This is a genomic window from Sphingobacterium sp. DR205, assembly GCF_011064245.1.
Lineage (GTDB): Bacteria > Bacteroidota > Bacteroidia > Sphingobacteriales > Sphingobacteriaceae > Sphingobacterium > Sphingobacterium athyrii.
The window spans coordinates 6400724-6421745 of record NZ_CP049333.1 but is presented as its reverse complement, the minus strand read 5'-3'; the positions used below and the strand labels follow the sequence as shown (position 1 = coordinate 6421745).

Annotated in this window: 13 protein-coding genes; 8 read left to right on the top strand and 5 right to left on the bottom strand. The window is 39.2% G+C overall.

All coding sequences use genetic code 11. The features are described from left to right. Positions 1-9: 9 nt before the first annotated feature. The 8 genes from G6053_RS27355 to G6053_RS27320 all read left to right on the top strand — a co-directional run bounded on the left by G6053_RS27355 (position 10) and on the right by G6053_RS27320 (position 15557). Entirely contained in the window at positions 10-3249 is a 3240-nt protein-coding gene (locus G6053_RS27355; protein WP_165309181.1) for a SusC/RagA family TonB-linked outer membrane protein, read from the top strand. A gap of 11 nt (positions 3250-3260) precedes the next feature. Continuing rightward, the gene (locus tag G6053_RS27350; RefSeq protein ID WP_108634955.1) at positions 3261-4727 is read left to right on the top strand and encodes a RagB/SusD family nutrient uptake outer membrane protein; all 1467 of its coding nucleotides are present in this window, start codon (positions 3261-3263) and stop codon (positions 4725-4727) included. A 7-nt stretch (positions 4728-4734) separates the two neighbouring features. Beyond that, positions 4735-6348, top strand: coding sequence for a fasciclin domain-containing protein (locus G6053_RS27345; RefSeq protein ID WP_165309180.1), 1614 nt, complete (start codon positions 4735-4737; stop codon positions 6346-6348). Positions 6349-6378: 30 nt separating this feature from the next. Then, on the top strand, positions 6379-7944 hold the full coding sequence (locus tag G6053_RS27340) for a fasciclin domain-containing protein (protein ID WP_165309179.1): 1566 nt from the start codon (positions 6379-6381) through the stop codon (positions 7942-7944). 4 nt (positions 7945-7948) lie between these two features. Further along, entirely contained in the window at positions 7949-11065 is a 3117-nt protein-coding gene (locus G6053_RS27335) for a SusC/RagA family TonB-linked outer membrane protein (RefSeq protein WP_241254855.1), read from the top strand. A gap of 7 nt (positions 11066-11072) precedes the next feature. After that, positions 11073-12701, top strand: a complete 1629-nt coding sequence (locus G6053_RS27330) for a RagB/SusD family nutrient uptake outer membrane protein (RefSeq protein ID WP_165309178.1) — start codon at positions 11073-11075, stop codon at positions 12699-12701. Between the two features lie 585 nt (positions 12702-13286). After that, positions 13287-14444: a glycoside hydrolase family 88 protein gene (locus tag G6053_RS27325; protein WP_165309177.1), complete on the top strand. Its 1158-nt coding sequence runs from the start codon at positions 13287-13289 to the stop codon at positions 14442-14444. Positions 14445-14519: 75 nt separating this feature from the next. Continuing rightward, the gene (locus G6053_RS27320) at positions 14520-15557 is read left to right on the top strand and encodes a GntR family transcriptional regulator (RefSeq protein ID WP_165309176.1); all 1038 of its coding nucleotides are present in this window, start codon (positions 14520-14522) and stop codon (positions 15555-15557) included. Between the two features lie 152 nt (positions 15558-15709). Here the strand turns inward: G6053_RS27320 and G6053_RS27315 are convergent, their stop codons facing one another. From G6053_RS27315 to G6053_RS27295, 5 genes are all read right to left on the bottom strand, one after another. Beyond that, entirely contained in the window at positions 15710-16282 is a 573-nt protein-coding gene (locus G6053_RS27315; RefSeq protein WP_108634960.1) for a DUF4136 domain-containing protein, read from the bottom strand. Between the two features lie 257 nt (positions 16283-16539). Further along, positions 16540-18183, bottom strand: coding sequence for an NAD+ synthase (locus tag G6053_RS27310; protein WP_165309175.1), 1644 nt, complete (start codon positions 18181-18183; stop codon positions 16540-16542). A 709-nt stretch (positions 18184-18892) separates the two neighbouring features. Beyond that, positions 18893-19492 carry an FKBP-type peptidyl-prolyl cis-trans isomerase gene (locus G6053_RS27305; RefSeq protein WP_165309174.1) on the bottom strand — a complete coding sequence of 200 codons (600 nt, stop codon included), beginning with the start codon at positions 19490-19492 and terminating at the stop codon, positions 18893-18895. 281 nt (positions 19493-19773) lie between these two features. Then, positions 19774-20442, bottom strand: coding sequence for an FKBP-type peptidyl-prolyl cis-trans isomerase (locus G6053_RS27300; RefSeq protein WP_165309173.1), 669 nt, complete (start codon positions 20440-20442; stop codon positions 19774-19776). 75 nt (positions 20443-20517) lie between these two features. Next, positions 20518-20985, bottom strand: a complete 468-nt coding sequence (locus G6053_RS27295) for a thioredoxin family protein (protein ID WP_165309172.1) — start codon at positions 20983-20985, stop codon at positions 20518-20520. Positions 20986-21022: the final 37 nt, after the last annotated feature.

The window sequence follows — 21022 nt, the reverse complement described above, 5'->3', positions numbered from 1 at the left end:
CTAAAATTCATGAAGCTAAATATATTTTTAATGATTACCTGCATTGCTTTTGTGCTACCCGTTTTTGGGCAACGGGCAAAAGTCTTGACAGGTAGTGTTCAAAGTGTGCAAAACGCGCCTTTGGCAGGGGCTTCCGTTTATATCGAAAACAAGGATAATCGGAGTCTGATGGGCGCTTCAACAGATAATTTAGGCCAATTCACCATCGCCGTCCCCTCCAGTGAAGGGCTGACTATTGTCGTTGCCTGTATCGGTTACAAAACAACAAAAATACCATTTAAGGGACAAGGCAGTGTGATCATCAAACTCGTTAAAGATGATCGGGTGATGGACGAAGTAGTGATTACGAAAGAGAAAGCCAATACTAAAAACAATATGGGGATCAGCTACCGTAATCAGGTTTCGGCGACGGAACGCTTTGATATGAAGGAATTGGAAGCTTTACCTTTTGCATCTATTGAAAGCGGGTTACAAGGTAGGCTAGCCAACGTTGATATCGTATCCAGTGCAGATCCTGGAGCAAGAAGTTCAATACGTATTAGGGGTACATCTTCATTGAATGGTAATTCCGAACCGTTGATTGTGGTTGATGGAGTTCCCTATCCAACATCCATAGGCAGTGATTTCAACTTCTCTACTGCAAATGACGAGGATTTTGGCGGTTTGGTTAATATTTCTCCTAACGATATTGAGTCAATTGAGGTGCTGAAGGACGCAGCGGCCACTGCTATTTGGGGATCCAAAGGTGCCAATGGTGTCTTACTCTTTACGACTAAAAAAGGGCGGAAAGGTAAAACCCAATTTGCATTGTCCAGCAAATTGGATGTTAAGCGCGAAGCAGAAACCATTCCTATGTTAAATGGAGGGCAGTATGTTGCGATGGTGCAAGACGCCGTTTGGAATTCAGTGAATGACCTCGGATATAGTGCCGCACTACCCTACCTCAACTTACTCTATAATACTAACGAAATCAAATATGATCCGTCATGGATTTATTTTAATGAGTATAATCAAAATACCAATTGGCTTGACCAGGTAACCCAGGTGGGACATTTCGAAGATAATTCGCTTTCGATTAGTGGCGGAGGAGATAAAGCTACCTATAGGCTGTCACTCGGCTTCTTAAATGATGTCGGAACAACCAAAGGGACCAAGCTGAATCGTTATAATTCACTGTTGAGCCTCAATTATAAATTTTCCAATAAATTTAATATCAATGCCGACATGTCCTATTCCATTAGCGATCGGAAGAATTTTTGGACGGGTGAAGATGTAAGTACGCCAAGAGGTATGGCAATGACGAAAATGCCAAATATGAGTCCTTACGTCATCGGGGAGGATGGCCAATATACAGATCAATATTTTACGCCTAGGATAAACTTTCAGGGTTCATTTGGAGATAACCAAATGTTCAATCCGGTAGCCATGGTGAATGAATCAATCAATAATACTGTCGGCGAGCAGGCAAGGGTCGTCTTTCGAGGGATCTATAATATTATTCCAGCGCTTCAATATATTGGTACAGTTGGATTTGATACCAGGTCAACGAAAAATCGAAAATATTTGCCGCAGGCTGTTACCGGAGTTATCTGGACCGATCCGTTCTTCAATAGGGGATCGGATATGCTGTCAGATGAGTTATACCTAAACACCGAGAATAAATTTATATTCAATAAAAAGATAAAAGAGCATAGCATTGTTGCTACGGGTTTATTGCAGACAAATGAAGCACGAAAGTTTAGCTACGCCAGTGAGACATCAGGAAATGCCTCTTCATCATTAAGCGACCCAACTGCGGGTGGAGCAGTCGTAAATATGGGATCAGGCAATTCTAAGACACGAAATATCGGTGCAATTTCCAGTTTACATTACGCCTACAAGGATCGCTATATCGTCAGTGGTACATACCGTTGGGAGGCCAATTCCAGTCTATCCGCACAACATCGCTGGAAAGGATTTCCTTCGATCGGAGCTGCCTGGCATGTGGGTGATGAAGATTTTATAAAAAAACTGGGAATTATTAGTACGGCCAAACTTCGTTTTAGTTGGGGGAAAAGTGGTAATGCCCCTTCGGGCGCTTTCACTTATTTGGGCACGTTTCAGCCGATCACTCCAGGTTATATTGATATGACTGCTGTGGGACCAGTATCCATTCAATTGGATAATCTTAAATGGGAGACGATAACTCAAACTGATTTTGGTGTCGATCTCTCTTTCTTTAAAAATAGACTTCAATTTACGGGTGAGCTATATAATCGGGTTACAACGGACCTCCTACAAAAGGACGTGACATTACCTTCATCCACTGGTTTTGGTAAAATGAGGTATTACAATTCAGGGAAATTAGCCAATAAAGGTTGGGAATTGATTTTCAATGCCGAGGCAATCCGCTCCAAGGATTTTGGTCTCTCTGTTAATCTGAATGTGTCACGTAATAGAAATGAAGTTATTGTACTACCGGATAATATGCAATTTGAGAACTACAACTTCGGAAACGGTAAATACGCCCATAAAATTATTGAAGGAAATCCCGTTGGCTCATTTTATGGCTACCATTATCTCGGTGTTTATCAGAACGAACAAGATACCTATGCAAAAGATTTAGATGGTCAGGTCATTCATGATTTACAGGGACAGCCCGTATTTATGGTAAATGGCAACAGGCGGGTATTTGCCGGCGACGCCAAATACCAGGATATCGACGGGAATGGTGTGATTAATCAATATGACATTGTTTATTTAGGAAATGCAATGCCCTTATTTACAATGGGGGGCGGGATAAACCTGCGTTACAAAGCTTTTGCGCTAAGTACTTTTTTGCACGGTAGATTTGGCCAAAAAGTAGTCAATCAGGTACGGATCAATACGGAGAATATGTATGGTACAGCTAACCAAAGTACTGCAGTACTTGGACGATGGCGCCAGGAGGGAGATGTTACCGATATACCGAGAGCGCTATACGGTGAAGGTTATAATTACCTGGGATCGGACCGCTTTGTAGAAGACGCGTCTTTTGTGAGATTAAAAATGATCTCTTTAAAATATGCGCTTCCTAAAAAAGTAATAGAGCGGTGGGGGTTGACACGGTGTGAAATATTTACCACAGTTCAGGATGTATTTACATGGACCAATTATTCCGGACAAGATCCAGAAGTTTCCCTATCAAGTAATATCTATATGTTAAGCCAGGATAATGCAAGCACGCCCCGTCCAAGACGTTTCGCTTTGGGGGTAAATGTAAATTTTTAAAAAGTAAGCGTATGAAAATAATATATAAAATAATGTTGTTGTGTCTACTCTTGCCAGCAACATCTTGTCAAAAATGGCTTGATCTTAAACCACAGAACGAACAGGTCAGTGATGCTTATTGGACCAATAAGGCTGAAGTCGAAGCCGTATTAGGTGCGGCTTATGTCAAATTGCAAGGCGCTGTTAAAACTATGTTAGTATGGGGTGAAGGTCGGGGAAATACATTGAGCTTAGGCGGCTATGTCGACGTCGATCTCTCACGGTTAAAAAACTTCTCCCTTCTACCGACAAACAGTTATGCAAAATGGGGTGAATTCTATCAAATCATTAATTACGCGAATATGGTGATAAAATATGCGCCTGCTGTGGTAGAAAAAGATCCTTCGTTTAACCAGGCCACGATGGCGTCATTTTTATCTGAAGCTTATTTTCTGAGAGCGCTCAGTTATTTTTATATCGTCAGGAGCTTTGGAGAGGCGCCATTGATCTTAGAACCCTATATGGATGATCAGCAGGCTTACGAATTGCCAAAATCGTCCAAAGCCCAGCTTTTTGAACAAATTATTCAAGATCTAACGGTCGCCGCAACCAATGGCAAGGAGATCTGGCCTACCGTTTGGGAAACCAAAGGGCGCTCGACAAAATGGGCTATACAGGCTTTATTGGCAGACGTCTATCTGTGGTTGGGCAAATACGATGAAGCGATTATTTCATGTAATGCAATATTGCAATCGGGCAAATATGGACTTATACAAGGAACTGTTAATAACAAAAACAACTGGTTCAGTATTTTTAATCCGGGCAATTCCAACGAAGGAATTTTTGAAGTCCAATTTGATTATTCCAAGAACCAAACAAATAAATTGATGGAGATATTCGGGTCAAACTATAATTGGATCATATCCAACTACTGTGTATCTCTTTTTATAGAAAATGCCGAAGATATCCGCGGTGTAGGGGCGTCTTATGAAACAATTAGCTACAAGCTTTGGAAATATTTAGGGGCAGAGGGAAATACAACAATCCCTAGACCCTATAGTGATCAAAACTGGATCATCTACAGGATAGCGGATATTTACCTGATGAAAGCCGAAGCATTAATCATGAAAGGAGAAAGCTACTATCCGCAGGCGGTGGAATTGATAACGGCAATTCGTTCCCGGGCAGCTATATCCAGGCCATTGGAGGCCGGAAGTACTGAATTGGATCTACTGAAAGTCTTAATGGAGGAGCGGGCTCGCGAGTTTGTCGGGGAAGGAAAGCGCTGGTTTGATTTATTACGCGTAGCACAAAGAGATCAATATAAATATAAGGAATATTTGATAGAACAAGTGTTATTGGGTGTATCGGGTGCTTCGACCCCCGTCATTAGATCCTTATTGCTCAATGAAAATGCACACTACTTGCCGATTCATGCCGATGAATTAAAGTATAATAAATTGCTCGTGCAGAACCCGTATTATGAAAACCTAAATTAATGCAAAAATGAAAAAGAATCTTATTCCTCTTTCTAAAATTGTGCTGCTTTTTATTGGATTATTTTCGATCATACTTACCGCGTGTAAGGATGATTTTGAAAATAATACCTATTCGGCCTACGAAGATTTGCCGATGGCTGTATACCTCAAAAATCAACCCGAAAAATATGATTTATGGGTGAAAGTCCTCGAAAAAGCAGATTTATACAATACATTAAATATTAATACCATATATACGCTCTTTGCTCCGGTTAATGAAGGTGTCGAACGATATCTAAAAAAAATGAAGCTGACTTCGGTAGACCAAATGACAAAAGAAGATGCTAATTATTTGGTACGCTATCATCTTATCCCCAATGTTTCAATTGATCTTGGTCAGTTTCAAAGTGGTGCAATATCAGACTTAAATGCTACTGACGATAATCTGTTCGTTGAATTTAAAGAAGGCGGATTGGATCAGATCTATTTGAACGGAGTGTCTAGATTTAATGCTTTTGATGTGAAAGTGATCAATGGTATTATCCATGGTATTGACGATGTTTTAGAACCGTTGACAGCGACTATATTGGATCGCTTGAAGGATGGTAAGCATAGCATATTTTACGGTTTGGCAACTGCGACAGGATATGACGAGCGATTAAATACGGTGTATACCACAGGTACGGATCCGGATGGAAATCCAATTCAACAGCGATTCAGATATACCGCGTTTGCCGTAAGTGACGATGTTTATCTGAAAGAAGGTATCCATACGTTGGCGGAGTTATTAAATAAACTGGGCGCATCGGGTTCGGATCTAAAATCGCCAGAGAATCCTGCCAACCGTTATATGGCTTACCATTTATTAGCGCAACAACGCTCGTTTGCCGACTTAGGAACATTCCCTGCTGGAGCAACGAAAATGAATTTGGAGACAATGGCACAATACGAGTTGATCAAAATTAGTGAAGGTGGGGACGGCTTGGTTATCAATGCGACTGGAGATGCTGGTAGCGCTATTCAGTTCAATGAGATTAATATCCCGTGTAAGAATGGGGTAATCCATGAGGTTGACAGTTGGATGCCAATTTTTGTTCCTGAGCAGGTTAAAGTGGTCTGGGAATTTACAGATTACCCCGATATCGCTGCCAATGTTACACAATACAGAAATCCAAGCTTAGGTGCGCAATACAATAAGACCTTTGTTGCGGCTGATCTAAAGAGCATTCTATGGCAGGCGCAACCAGAGACAAAGTTAAATGTCCTGATTTATCGTAATAACAGGAGTGCGGATGGTGTTTGGTATACTGGAACACTGAATTATGATCATTTACGCGTGGAGTTGGGAGAATCAGGCTGGATTCAGATGCAAAGCCCGACGATTGTAAAAGGAAAATATAAAGTGAAGTTGACATGGCCGAGCACAAAATATGCTTCAAATACAGGTATCTGTGCCTTTGTGTTAGACAACGAAATGATTTATCCGCGATTGGTTATGTCCAATACGAGCTCAGACAAGATCATGTCACAGGATTTAGGAACCGTTGAATTTACTGAAACAACTAACCATACCCTGCGCATATTGTCCCTGGATGGTAGATTGCTGACGTTGGATTATATCCAATTTGAACCGATTAATTGACCGAATTAAATGAGATCTAATTATATACAGATGAAAAATATTGTAGGAATTCTCCTGTTGATGCTGGTTGTGGCAACAGGGTGTAAAAAAAATTGGAATGATCATTATGAGGATCAGGGAACCGTTTCCGATCTAGATTTATTAGCTTATCTGAAAACTCAACCACAATATAGCCTATTCGTCTCTAAGCTGGAAGAATATGGGATTGCAGAAGAGTTGTCACGGGATCAAGAATTAACAATCTGGGCCGTACCTAACGATCAGATGGCGGTCTTGGAAGCATCTACAGAAAATAAAGCTTCAATTCTAAAATATCATATCAATAATCTAAAATATGATATCGGAAAGCTCAAAGATGGTTTAAAACTAATTACGTTAAATGGAAAGTACCTGATGGTTTCCCGTAAGGATGATCAGCTGCACGTTGGTGACGCAGCGCTAACAAAAGCAAATCAATTTTGTAAAAATGGAGTGGTCCATGAAATTGACCAATTGTTAACCCCTGATGTTAGCATCTATGATTATCTCCGTGGACTTGGAAGCGATTATTCTATCATCAGAGATAGTGTTCTTGCGATGAATGATACTATTTTCGATTTGTCAAATAGTATTCCAATTGGTGTTGACCCTACGGGAAATACGCTATACGATTCTGTATTTACCATTACGAATCCAATTTTTGAAAAGGCAAATATTCGCTCGGAATTTGCAAATGTTACGATGTTTTTACCAAGTAATCAGGTTATTAAAAACTGTTTTGACGACTTAAAACGTCTCTATGATCAATTTGGGAAACAATTTTTGAAAGAAGATTCATTAATCGCCTATAGTTGGATCAAAGAGGCAATTTTTTATAATGAAATCATTGATAATTATGGTACGAAGGATCTCACATCGGCATTTAACCGAGCATGGAAGCCAACAGTGCAACTTGTGGATCCTCAATATAAACGGATGAGCAATGGCCGAATTTTTAATGTTACCAAATTAAAGATTCCCAATAATGTTCATATTCGAATGATAAAACAGTTGTTTCATTACTATGAATATGTGCCTGAGCATGAAAAGCCAGATCTATTTACTTTAGCAAATGTGACTGGTATAGAACCAAAAGATCGGGACAAAGTATCTTTTCCGACATTGGGTATTGAGTTAACCTATAGAACATTATTGCTTAGAGGCAATATCTCAGATAATCTACCCGCTTCTATCGATTTTACCCCGATTATGCTGGAGCGGAAACCAGACGGTTCCACAGGATATAAAGTGGTGGAGGTGCCTCCGGGAGAATATAATCTATATATGGGGTTCTTAGCGAAGAATCACCCCTTTGTCAATATCTATGTGGACGGCAAACTTATCGCTAAATCATTGAATGTAGAACCAGCTACGCCATGGAATTACGATCGTGCCACAAATACCGTACCTGGTACGAAATATAATGGCTGGGGCGGATTGGTTGGCCCCCTTGTTATCGAAGGTGATAAAATCCGATCTTTTAAAATAAAAGTTGAATTCGCCGGATTAGGAAAAGGGACTGTAGAAAATATAGAGCTATATCATTGGGCATTGATCCCAACAGTAAATAATTATTAATCAGATGAAATTTACGGATCTCATGTTTAGAAAAAAGAAACTTATTTGGAAACTGTCCATCACCTTGTCATTCTCCATATTCTGTGTGAATAGCTATGCGCAACATAGTATCCAAGGGAAAGTCGTGAATTCATATGATAAAACTCCGATTGAGGGAGCTGTCATTACCATTTTGAATTCTACACATACGACCAAGACAAAGGGGGATGGAACGTTTTCGTTAGATAAAATAATTGAAGAAGCACCGGTAATCCGAGTTTGGAGTCCTGGTTTTTTTGAATCAAGAATTGAGCTGTTAGGACGGAGCCAGATTGAAATAACCTTGGTTTCGGAGGGACGGGAACATTATGAAAATGTAGTTTCAGGATCTTTCTCATCGGCCAATTCAAGGATTTTGACAGCTAATGATTACCCTAAAGGCGCGACTACAGTTGAACAAGTACTCACAGGGCAAATTGCAGGTTTGCGTGTTACCAACAAAAGTGGGATGCCCTCAGAAGGTGGTGCGTTAAATTTTAGAGGAATTCGGTCGTTTGAAGCAAACAATAACCCATTAATTGTGGTCGATGAGGTTCCCTTTTTTCCAGATATGGATAATTCTCCGATTATCGGTGGATATTCGCTGAGTATTTTCGCCCCATTTAATCTTCAGGACATAAAAAGTATTCGGTTTTTAAAAGGAGCTGAAACGGCTCGTTATGGATCGTTGGGATCCAATGGCGTGTTAAAATTGGAAACCTCAGCATCAGATGATATGGAAACGGTCATCGAATACCATGGTAATTTTGGTATCAGCCACCAATTCAGAAGGCTCCCGTTATTGAATGATAGTCAGTATAAAAGTTATCTTGGCGCAGTGGGCATGACCAACTACAATGATATGGGGGAACTTTTAACACAATTTCCTTTCCTGAAAGATGATCCGAATTATTATTATAATTATCTGTACAACAATAAGACAGATTGGCAAGATCAGATTTATAGAAATGCTTTTGTAACAGATCACCATTTAAGGATCAAAGGAGGAGATGCTATCGCAAAATACGATCTCTCACTCGGCGTATTGAATCAGCAGGGTGCATTGGATTATACGAGCAACACACGATACAGCACCCGCTTGAATTCAACCATCGCTTTAGGACAAAAATTCGATTTGAATGCGATGATGGCGTTGACCTATAGTACCGGAAGATTGCAGGAACAGGGTATGCTAAAAACGACTAATCCCATGCTGGCTGCGATGTATAGAGCACCAATTCTTAGTCCTTATACAAAAGATAAAGACAATAACGTATTGAATGATTTGGATGGTGTTCGGCAATTTGGAGTATCCAATCCAATAGCTCTTTTGCAAACTGGCGATTTTACATCGGATATCTACGATGTTTTTGCACAGGCTAATTTACGCTATAGCGCTACAAAAAGTCTCCAATTTAATGCCTTGCTCGGATTCTATACAAATTATAGTAGACAGACAACCTTTGTACCGGGACTGTCCAGCGGAACTATTGTGCCTTTGGAAAATGGCATGGCCTTAAATACTGCGCGGTCTGGTGCAGGCAAATCGTCTAATATCTCATGGAATTTTTATGGAAGTTATTCCAAGCAGTATGGCAAGGATCAATGGGAGGCAGGTGCCGGGGTACAGGGACTTCTGAACAGTCAGGAGTACGATGCTGGTGCGGGGAGGAATACGAGTTCCGATTTTTACCGCACACTGAATTACGTAAGTAACGCTGGCCGTAAATTTTGGGGATATGATGAAGACTGGAATTGGATGAATATGTATGGTTTCCTTAATTACAATTGGCGTAGCTTGTTGAAATTAGATGTCAATCTTAGTGTTGATGGCACTTCAGTTACAGGCTCAAATGTCGGAAGGTTTGGGTTTTTCCCAGCTGCGGACTTATCCATTTTGCTATCTAACATGTCTTTTCTCAAGGAACGTGAATCGCTTAATAAGCTAATTTTGAAATTCGGTTATGCAAAAACCGGAAATAGCCGTTTTTCATCGAAGATTGGACAATCGTATTACAGCAGTCAATTATATCGACAACTTGCTGGAATTGTCGTTGGGAATATTCCCAACAATAAAATTAGATGGGAAGATAATCAAAACCTGCAGGGCAATCTGATCTTTTCCGGATTCAACCAACGTTTAAACGTAAATGCAGGTTATTATTACAACAGAGCTAGCCATCTTTTGAATGCGTTTTCAGTATCGCCGATAGCTGGGATCGATAAGATATTCTTAAATGGCGGACAAATCGACAATCATGGTTTGGAAGTAGACGTGAATTTCGCTTTTGTTGATAAAAAAGACTGGTCCTTTACGCTTGGCGGTAACCTATCCACATTAAACAGCACGGTGAAAAAACTTTTGAGCGTAGACCCCATATTGTTACAGCAGGAAGATGATGTTGTTCGCATTCATCAAGTAGGACAGTCTCCCTTTTCTTTCTATGGCTATCAATCAAATGGAGTTATAGCTAGCGCTAAAGAGGCCGAGCAATTGAATTTATACGATTATAAAAATAGAATGTTTTCTGCAGGAGATATTCAGTTTGAGGATATCAATAATGATGGTATTATAGATGCTGAGGATCGGATGGATTTAGGGAATAGTTTACCCAAATTATTTGGAGGTGCCTATTTTTCATTCCGTTACAAGAAGTTTCAATTGCAGGGCCTGATGAGTTTTACAAAAGGAAATAAAGCTTACAATGCCGTGCGAAGAAGCCTCGAAGACCTGTCCAGTTATAACAATCAATCCATTGCAGCATTGCGCCGTTGGCAAACGGATGGCCAGCAAACGGATGTGCCACAGGCTCAATATGGAGATCCGATGGAGAATGCACGATTTTCCAACCGCTGGATTGAAGATGCTTCTTATATGCGGTTAGAGAACCTGTCGTTGTCTTATAGGTTTGGAAATCATAGACTTAAAATTCTTTCCAATTCGGAATGGTATATCACTGCTGAAAATCTATTTACCTGGAGCAAATACTTAGGTCTAGATCCTGTAACGGCTTATAGCAATAATATGAGCTATACAGGTGCTGACTATGGGAAAATTCCATTACCTCGAACTTTTAAATTAGGTGTCAATATTAAACTCTAGAAAACGTATGAAAAGTTATCATATTCATTATGGCATAGCTGTGCTGTGCTTGTTTTTTACCAGTTGTTCCAAATACTTTGAAGTTAATACCAATGATATTTTGACGGATAAGGAATATGGAAAGGAAACAAACGAATTATATTCGGGATATATGGGCGTTGCCGCAAAAATGCAGGCATTAGCTGATCAAACGGTATTCTTAAGCGAACTGCGTACAGATCTCCTTGAACCCACCGCAAATGCACCGCAAGATTTGTGGGATCTGTATAATTATAGAGAGAAAAAAGGAAATACCTTTGCCAATCCCCGGACTTATTATGATTTGATTGTAAATGCCAATGCTTATTTAGAAAAGATTATGGCATATCGCAAAGCGAATCCAAAGGCGCTGGAAGATGAACATTATAGGGCATTGATTTCTGGAACTATCCGTTTTAAGGTATGGACCTATCTCACGCTAGGAAAACTGTATGGTAAAGTCGCCTATTTTGATGACCCTAAGATTAACCTGGATAATGTTGCCACAATTCCCGTGATCTCCTTGAATGAATTGTTGCCTAAACTAGTTTCATTAATGGAAGCAGGACTAGATGGCGTTGATGGTAAGTATGTTGCGAACTGGGGAAATATTTTGTTCCCCGGTGTCAATACCAATCAACAGGATCTCACATGGAATATGATCTGTCCATCACCAGAACCGTTGTTAATGGAACTCTATCTATGGACAAAACAGTATTCAAAAGTGGTCGATATCGGTATCCGCTTTATTTATGACAATGGAAGTAATAAGTTTAAGGTGAGTAATGACGATTATAACGGCGAATGGGTTCAGGTATTTACACGGGATCCAATCACGCGGACAAGAGTATTAATTAATATTGTTCCTTATGATTTCGAAAGAAATCAGACGAATCGTATGATCCAGTTTTTTTCAAATCTTACACCTTCAGTTTATTATTTAAAACCCACGGAGGTAGCGATGAAGAGATACCAGGAGCAAATTAGGTATGACGGTCATACACTGGGCGACCAATATCGAGGCGAGAATTACACCTATTATTTACAGAATGGAGATTGGGTCATTCGCAAGTTCTCCAGAGATCGGGAAAGTGCATCAGAAATATATAAAAATAACGTGCATATTGTAATATATAGAGATGCTGACGTACATTTTTTTATGATTGAGGCCTTAAATAATTTAGGACTATTTGACCAGGCGGAAGCGTTACTGAACGATGGCGTAGAGTTGTATCTTTCGCGAAATGCGGGCAATTTAAAGTACCCTTTTGATGATGCGGTGATGAATGTTAGCCTCGCCAGAAATTGGGGCATCAGGCGTCGGGTCAATCTTGCCCCCGTTTATCCTGAGGGTGTAAGCAAGGACGACTTGTCAACGGTCGAGAAAATGGATGCTTATAAAAAAGCGTTGGATAAATTGATTGTTAAAGAAACGTTGATGGAAAGTGCTGGTGAAGCAAAGGCATATTTTGCCCTAATGCGGATTGCCGATCGATGGAACGAGCCAGCAATTCTAGCCGATGTAGTTGCGCAAAAATACGCTGCTGGACAAGCGAATCAGATTCATCAATATTTGTTGGACAGAAAAAATTGGTTTGTTCAATATCCCTTAGAGTAAACTTAAATTATATTGTAAATAGTTAATTTATTGATGGTTTAAATAGAGGTGTACCTTTTTTCTTATTAGAGATGCTTCCTAAAGAGGTAAATCGCCGAGTAAATGATTGATTTCCCACTATGGAATCAGTTTTTTGACGGGTGTGTTAACGATTTTTCCGTGTGGAAAAATGAGCATTTCCTCTGTAGATCTTCTGCAAACGTCCGTCGAAATGAAAAAGTCCGGTGACTGTTCTGTTTAGTCGCCGGACTTTTTCATTTTTCCGCCTGTCAAAACGAAGAAGTCCAGTGACTAACTGATTCTTTCATGTGACTCGTTGAACATTCCACGTGACAGAATAGACCAAACGTTGTTCTGAAAGGTATTTTCATGTGGGGGAAACAACATTTTACTGCGCGAAATCGTCGAGTAAGGGCGCGGAATCAAGACAGTTCAGGACGGTTTCTATTTCTTTTCGTCGTACTTTTAGGATTGCCAATTTCTGTATACGTTTAAAATTCATTCTTAAAGTATATCCAAAACGTTCAATGCATATCGATATCTAATTGGTCAATAAATCGGTGTTAAAAATAAAGGATTACATATATGTTATTTAAAAAGATCGTTCTTTTCCTACAGTTGCTAGTCAGTATATTAACTTTGACAGCACAATCGATGTATCAACAATTTGCGGATTCGGAAATGAAACGTTTCCCTGAGGCTTGGCAATTGGATCATGGTAAACGACTATATTTCGGGTATTCCCAAGGTTTAGGTTGTCTTGCCATGCTAAAAGTTGCCGAAAAGACCGGCGATAAAAAATACTTCAACTACGTAGAAAAGTGGGCGGATGCCCTTATCAATGAAAAGGGAGAAATTCATCTATATGAGCTTAGTGCCTATAATGTGGATTTTATCAATTCCGGAAAAATACTCTTTGAACTTTATGAAAAAACTAAGAAAGAAAAATATCGTCTGGCTATTGAAACATTGGTTCACCAACTAAAATATCAGCCTACAACACTCGAAGGTGGCTATTGGCACAAACTAATTTATCCCCACCAGATCTGGTTGGATGGCGTTTATATGACTGGGCCTTTTCTTGCAAAATATGCTAGACTTAGTAAGGAGGACCAATACTATGACAAGGCTATCGATGAGATTTTAATTACAGCTAAACATACATATGACACTAAAACCGGGCTATATTGTCATGGCTGGGACGAAAGTAAAAAGCAAGCTTGGGCAAATCCCCAAACGGGACAATCGCCGAATTTTTGGGGCAGAAGTATTGGCTGGTATTTTATGGCTGTCATTGATGTATTGGATGAATTGCCGTTGGATTATCCCAGAAGAGATAAATTGATTCAATTGGCTCAATCGTTAGCTAATACCCTTGCCAACTATCAAGATGATGAAGGCCTGTGGTGGCAAGTAATTGACCAGCCCAAAAGAAAAGGTAATTATCAGGAAGCGTCGGTCAATAGTATGTTTCTATATGCCTATTCAAAAGGCATCAATAAAAAACACCTTTCCGAAAGCTACATGGCCTTGGTAAACAAATTATATCAGGGTATTCAAAAAAAGCTTTTAAAGCAAGAAAATGGATTGTGGACATTGATGCAGTGTAATGCTGTCGCTGGTCTGGGAGGCAATCCTTACAGGGACGGCAGTTATGATTATTACGTTGGTGAGCGGATTCGTGAAAATGATACAAAAGCAACTGGACCTTTTATTATGGGATGCATAGAAGCGGGCTTCTGAGGCAAATTGTTTTTGGGTGTTTTGTTTAAATATTTATAAACAAATCGTTAATTTTATAAATATTAAAATCTAACAATGACCAGTTCCGTAAATCAGTTTTTAAAGACCTTAGAAATCAGTGATTTTTCTGCTACTCCCAAATATTTGCAATTGGCAAATACGATTATCGATGCTGTTAAAAATGAAACATTGGTCAGAGATGATATGCTTCCTTCTATTAATGAGCTGAGTGCATATTTGGAAATATCACGTGACACTGTCGAAAAAGCGTACCGTTATCTTAAGAAAAATGAGATTATAGCCTCTAACCCCGGGAAGGGATATTATGTGAATAAAACGGATGTCGAATCTAAACTTAAGATAGCGCTCTTTCTGAATAAACTAAGTGCGCATAAAAAAATTGTATATGATTCCTTTGCCAAACAACTGAGTGATTATGCGAATTTAGATTTATTTGTATATAATTCAGACCTATCGTATCTGAATACGCTTTTGGGCAGTTTAACCAAAACGTATGACCATTACGTACTCTTTCCACATTTTAAAGAGGGGAGAGACAAAGCACCGGACATTATCCGTAAGATTCCTGCCGAGAAGCTCATGTTGCTGGGAAAGTTCATTGAAGATGTGCCCGGCGATTTTCCTGCAGTTTATGAAAATTATGAACATGATATTTATTCTGCATTGGAGGAAGCGAATGAAGTGTTGAGTAAGTACAAAAACTTGAAACTGGTATTTCCTGACTATAGTGATTTTCCTAAAGCTATTATCAAGGGATTTTATAAATTTTGTCAGCAATATGCTTTTGAGCACGAATTAGTGTCCGATATCGACGAAGAGAATGTAGAGAAAGGTACTTGCTATATCAATATTATTGAAGACGATCTCGTCAAATTGTTAAATAAGGTTATTCAAAAAAAATTGATCATCGGAAAAGATGTTGGTATCATTTCCTATAATGAGACGCCATTAAAGAAGTTTATTCTCAATGGCATTACGACAATATCGACTGATTTTGAGATGATGGGTAGGATGGCTGCCGAATTGATCATTAATAAATCCAAAGATCGCGTTGAAGTACCGTTTTATTTGAAATTGCGTCCATCGGTTTAATGTTAAGTTATTGGGCTGACCTCAATCCCAATCCGGTGAAGAAGCGAATTGGGCGACGGACGGAACAATAAAAGAGATTTCTAATAAAAAAAAACGAAAGGCTGGTCTATCAAACCAGCCTTTCGTTTTTGGGGAGTCATCTTAAACTCCGCCTATTTTTTTAATGTTTTTACCGGGAACAAATCAATCACTCCGGTCGCCACTTTACTGATGTTATTGATCGCTTTCTCCGGATTGTCTACATCCCCTGAACCCCGCGCCTGCCAGATCACGGTATTTGTTTTGCGGTCGATCGCTTCGATGATCAAGTGGCCATAACGATAGCGTTCTTTTGCAACGGGATAATATCCACCACCGTAATAGTAAGGTGAAAACCAGGGTCTGTACCAGCCCCAAGGACCGCCCCAGCCATAATATCCGCCACCGCCATATACCAGACGGCTTTTGTTATTAACGATCGTGATATAACGGAATAATAGATCGGGATTATCTTTTGAATATCGGAGTCCCTTCGCTTCCAAGGCAGCATTTGCCGCATCCAAAATGTTAGTTTTGGCAATATCATTGTCAAAATAAGACTTTGAAAGCGAGTCTACCGGTGGTAGCCAGGCATATGTCTTGAAAGGGGTAAAATCCATCTTCTCTACCCGAGTGGTATTGTATTGGTAAGATGAACATGATGCCAGCGCAACGCAGAGCACCAAAAATAACAGAATCTTTTTCATCGTAGTAATTTATTTATTAACTGTGATGAATCTATCATGAGCAACTGTTTAGCTGTATACTCATAATGATTTCATGGCCTATATGGAACTTATATTTATTTAAATTGTTTTAAACTTTCTTAACTATTCGCTCTGGCGGCTCTCAAGCTGGCCAAAGCAATTATTATGGCAATTCACTTTTGTACTGTACAGCACCTATTTCAATTTATTTATGTTAGACAAAAAACTATAACTATGGTTTAATGCTAATTGTAAAATTAATACGGATATTTTGCTACCAGTGGAATCTGTCTTCCCACACCAAAAGCTTTGGGGCTGACTCGCAGAATTGGCGGTGCCTGAAAGCGTTTAAATTCAGCATTATTCAGTAATTTACTCACTCTTTCTACTAACGCTTTTTCGAATCCCATCGCTACAACTTCGGAGCCGCTCTTTTCATTTTCAATCAATTCATATAAGATCTTATCCAGCAGGTCGTACTCAGGCAGAGAATCCGAGTCTTTTTGATCGGGACGCAATTCTGCGGAGGGAGCTTTTTCAATGGTGTTGAGCGGAATAATTTCACGCTCCCGATTGATATAACGCGCCAGTTCATAAGCGCTGGATTTATAGACGTCGCCAATGACCGAAATGGAGCCTGCCATATCGCCATACAAGGTGCCGTAACCTACAGCGGCCTCGCTTTTGTTGGAAGTGTTTAATAGGATGTTGCCAAACTTGTTTGAGATAGCCATTAAGATAACAGCACGTGCACGTGCCTGTATATTTTCTTCGGTGGTATCGGGCTTCAAGTTTTCGAAGAGAGGAGCGAGCGTATTTTCGTATGCAGAAGCGATATCTTTAATGGGGACGATATGGTGTTTGCAGCCGGTATTGCTCACCAGATCCATTGCATCTTTGATGGAATGGTCTGAGGAATAGACAGAGGGCATTAAAATGGAAAGCACATTGTCTGCACCGAGCGCTTCACAGGCCAGGGCCGCAACCAGGGCTGAATCTAATCCTCCTGATAAACCTAACACCGCTCTTTTGAATCCTGATTTTTGGAAATAATCGCGTAATCCCAAAATTAATGCGTCATGGATCAAGGCGATCTCCGTTGCAGGATCTTTTATCGTTGCGGTGGTTGAGGTAATATTTCTCTGATGATAGGTGACATATTGTAGGTCTTCTTCAAATCGTTTTAATTCAGCAACCTTTGTTCCGTCCTTGTTGAATGCGAGAGATCTGCCATCGAAAATAATATCCATATGTGCACCCACCTGGTTGACATAGATCAGAGGACGATTGGATTTCTCGACCTGAAGGGAGAGCACTTTAACGCGCTTTTCAAAATGTGTGTACGAGAATGGCGAAGCTGCAATATTGATCAGCAGATCGGGATTCTCTTTTCGCAGTTCGGCCATAGGGTCACCTACATAGGAGTTGCCGCCCTCATCGTCATCCCAGAGATCTTCACATATGGTCAGGGCAATTTTTACACCGTTCAATGTGATGCAGTCAAAACGTTTGTTGGGTTCAAAGTAGCGGTATTCATCAAATACATCGTAATCTGGTAATAAACCTTTTTTTACAATATTTCGAACAGCTCCCTGTTCGATAAATACGGCAGTATTGTAAAGCGCTTTTCCTTCGGGATCGCTGTTTGTGACAGGAGCACCGATAATACAGGCTATGTCTAAGCAGTGGGCTGCAATCTGATGGATAGCTTCGTTGCACTGTTGTTTAAATACCTTACTTCGTAGCAGGTCTTTGGCCGGATAGCCTCCGATAGCGAGCTCTGCAAATATGATAAGATCTGCCGATGCCTCTTTGGCTTGGTTGATTGCTTGAATTATTTTTTTTGTATTTGCTTCAAAATTGCCAATATGGTAATTCAATTGTGCTAAAGCTATTTTCATCCTTGTTTATTTTTCCAATTTATTAGATCGCCATTGCCACATACGAAATCCTGATAAGTTCCTGTTTTTTTACGCACATCATTAAATGTCGTATATATTGACAAAAGCTGCTACACAAATTTATTCCTTTTTATTGAAAGTGTTTTGTTTATTGATATTGTTTTTCTAAAAGAATTCAGGGTTTCATTATCCCGCTTATTTTTCCTTAAAAAGCCATATCATTTTCTGACTCAGGAGACCGGAGTATGGTCTTTCATCAAATCTGGAACAATACTGCTTCAAAATGCGATTAAAAGTATCGCAATACACAAACAAAGTCACTAGCCTGTTACAATTTGCTAAATTGTTTTAACATAATTTTAACAACGTTAAATGCTGTTAAATTTCTTGACATAAAAGGGAATGTATGTTACCTTTGATATATCAAAACAGAAAGATATATACAAAATAATATATAAAGAACTTTTCATAATTTAGGTTAATAATTGGTTAGGTAAAGCTCGGAGTTCCCCACTTCGAGCTTTTTTTGTTTTAACAGTCAATCTATTTAAGTTTAAGCTTTGCAGGATGAGAGTCATTTTCCCAGGAGAGGCTAAATAGCCGTTAAGATAATTGAACGATACTTTTGGATACTTACAAATAAGTAGGGGTATAAATAAAAAAACCTCCTAAAAAAAGCTTTAGGAGGTTTTTTAACATAATAGGAATATTATTTTAGATCTACGACTTCGATAACAAAATCTAAAGGAGAATTGGCTGGTATCGTTCCCACAGCTTGATTTTGGTATCCATATAACGACGGAGCCATAATATGAATTTTTGTCCCTTTTTGTAGTCCTTTTTCGGTCAAACCGCCCAATTTGACGTCACCTACTTTTTTAGGAGCGAATGCGAATGTCCAAGCTGGAATAATGGAGCTAACAAAAGGGTACTGATAGCCTGTATTGGTCAATATTTCAAAAGTAGTTGTTTTATCGGCTTCGGTTTGATCAAAAATACTTCCGCTCAATAACCTACCTGTGTACTTTACAGTTGATTTAAATTTAAGGAACTTAGCATTTAAAGTATCCACTATTTTATATTGGTAATTGCCTTCGCCTTCAGTCAGAATTTCATACCAGATTCCAGTTTCTGAATCATATTGTGCATCTGGAAACTTGTTGTCAACATAATTTTTGAGGGTGACAGAATCAGTTTTGAATTGTGCAGCAGCATCATAAACAGGTGTGTCGTCACTTTTAGCACAGCTAACGGTAAATAAAGCAATAGCTGCGATTCCCAAGAACAGTGGAGATAGTAGTTTTTTCATAGTGTTATTGATGGTTTTTCGAAAAAGACCATTATATTTTCAAAAGGTCTTTAACAAAAGTATATTATTTTTTCATTTTACTGCGCCATTGCCCCAATAATTAACATTTTAATACAGTAATTAACACTCATTAGCTTATCGAAGTGTTTTGCGATGTTGTGATTCCAATTTGTATTTATGCGAGCCACCTAATTTTAATGCACATCAGCTATATTATTTATTTGAGACATAAAAAAACCATTTTCATGCCGAAAATGGTTTTTTTATAAAACAGCGAAATGTTAATTGGTATTTTTGATATCTTTTACATCAATAGTAAAATCTAAAATAGATTTGCCCGGAATTGTGTTGCCTGTTGATTCAGCTTTTTGATCGCTATCTCCATATCCCCAAGGAGAAGGAGTGATTATACGAATCTTAGAACCTTTTTTCATACCAGTTGTGGTTATTCCACCTACAGGGATTTCTTGCTCGCCGAATTTTATTTTTTGAGGTAAGAATGCTCTATGCCATATCATAGGTTTTGAAGCCAGGTTTTTGGTTTCTGTTTTCCCTTCCTCTGTTTTTTCAAATATTGTCCCTTCAGGTTTATATTGCGCACCGACTTGTACATATTTACCAATATATTCGACTGTTACATAGGGGGCTATGATTTGTCCGCCGTTATTAAAAGAATAAGTGTAAGAACTTTGATCTCCTGCTGCCAACACTTGGTATGCAATTCCTAAGGAGTCTATATATTGAACATTTTGCAGCTGATTGTCAGAGACATACTTTTTGATGACGGGATATTGCTCTTCGACTCTTTTTGTATTAATGGAGTCCTGAATTCGTTGTTTTTCTTTCTGCTCTTTTTCCCATGCGTCGTAATCAAAATTATCTTTATTACAAGCTGTAAAAAGAACTCCCAGACACAAAAATGCCATTAAAAATTTCGTGATATTTTTCATAATTTCTTAAAGTGTGTATTAATTATAAGATTCCAAACGCAGGTTCATTTGGTTTCGCTACACAAATATGTTAAATTATTCTAAAAAAACACCTAACTCTTTTGAATTCAGATATTTTTGTTGTATGTTTTTTAAACGAAATTCGCTATCAAATCGAAGGATGCTCGGGAAAACCATTTGTTTTCCCTGCATTAACAGTAGCGCCAAAGGATGGTACTGACCAGTTTTTTTTCTGTTGGATTCAGCCTTCCAGATGCTTTGGTCAAAGCTGATCTCCGCCACGGATTCCGCATCCAGACTGACCGCATAATAATTTTTATTGATCACAGTGACAAGATTCTGCTTGGTGAATATCTCCCGTTCCATCTTCCGGCAATAGCTACACCAGTCGGTATGGATAAAAATAAGGGTTTCCCGCGGTTCGACTGCAAGTAAAGAATCGAGCTGTTCAAAACTGACCCAATTGATCCGCTCCTGCCCAAAATGGAGGAGCGGATAAAATAATGCGATCAATAACATGCTTATTTTCTGGCAATATTTCATTGTTTTTTTATTAGCGTCTATTTCTTCCAATGGCAAT

Bases quoted from the DNA above. Each gene is read 5' to 3' on its own strand.
- G6053_RS27305 (WP_165309174.1), bottom strand. From the start codon at position 19,492: ATGAAAAAACTACTATCTCCACTGTTCTTGGGAATCGCAGCTATTGCT.
- G6053_RS27300 (WP_165309173.1), bottom strand. From the start codon at position 20,442: ATGAAAAATATCACGAAATTTTTAATGGCATTTTTGTGTCTGGGAGTT.
- G6053_RS27340 (WP_165309179.1), top strand. From the start codon at position 6,379: ATGAAAAATATTGTAGGAATTCTCCTGTTGATGCTGGTTGTGGCAACA.
- G6053_RS27345 (WP_165309180.1), top strand. From the start codon at position 4,735: ATGAAAAAGAATCTTATTCCTCTTTCTAAAATTGTGCTGCTTTTTATT.
- G6053_RS27315 (WP_108634960.1), bottom strand. From the start codon at position 16,282: ATGAAAAAGATTCTGTTATTTTTGGTGCTCTGCGTTGCGCTGGCATCA.
- G6053_RS27295 (WP_165309172.1), bottom strand. From the start codon at position 20,985: ATGAAATATTGCCAGAAAATAAGCATGTTATTGATCGCATTATTTTAT.
- G6053_RS27335 (WP_241254855.1), top strand. From the start codon at position 7,949: ATGAAATTTACGGATCTCATGTTTAGAAAAAAGAAACTTATTTGGAAA.
- G6053_RS27355 (WP_165309181.1), top strand. From the start codon at position 10: ATGAAGCTAAATATATTTTTAATGATTACCTGCATTGCTTTTGTGCTA.
- G6053_RS27320 (WP_165309176.1), top strand. From the start codon at position 14,520: ATGACCAGTTCCGTAAATCAGTTTTTAAAGACCTTAGAAATCAGTGAT.
- G6053_RS27325 (WP_165309177.1), top strand. From the start codon at position 13,287: ATGTTATTTAAAAAGATCGTTCTTTTCCTACAGTTGCTAGTCAGTATA.
- G6053_RS27350 (WP_108634955.1), top strand. From the start codon at position 3,261: ATGAAAATAATATATAAAATAATGTTGTTGTGTCTACTCTTGCCAGCA.
- G6053_RS27330 (WP_165309178.1), top strand. From the start codon at position 11,073: ATGAAAAGTTATCATATTCATTATGGCATAGCTGTGCTGTGCTTGTTT.
- G6053_RS27310 (WP_165309175.1), bottom strand. From the start codon at position 18,183: ATGAAAATAGCTTTAGCACAATTGAATTACCATATTGGCAATTTTGAA.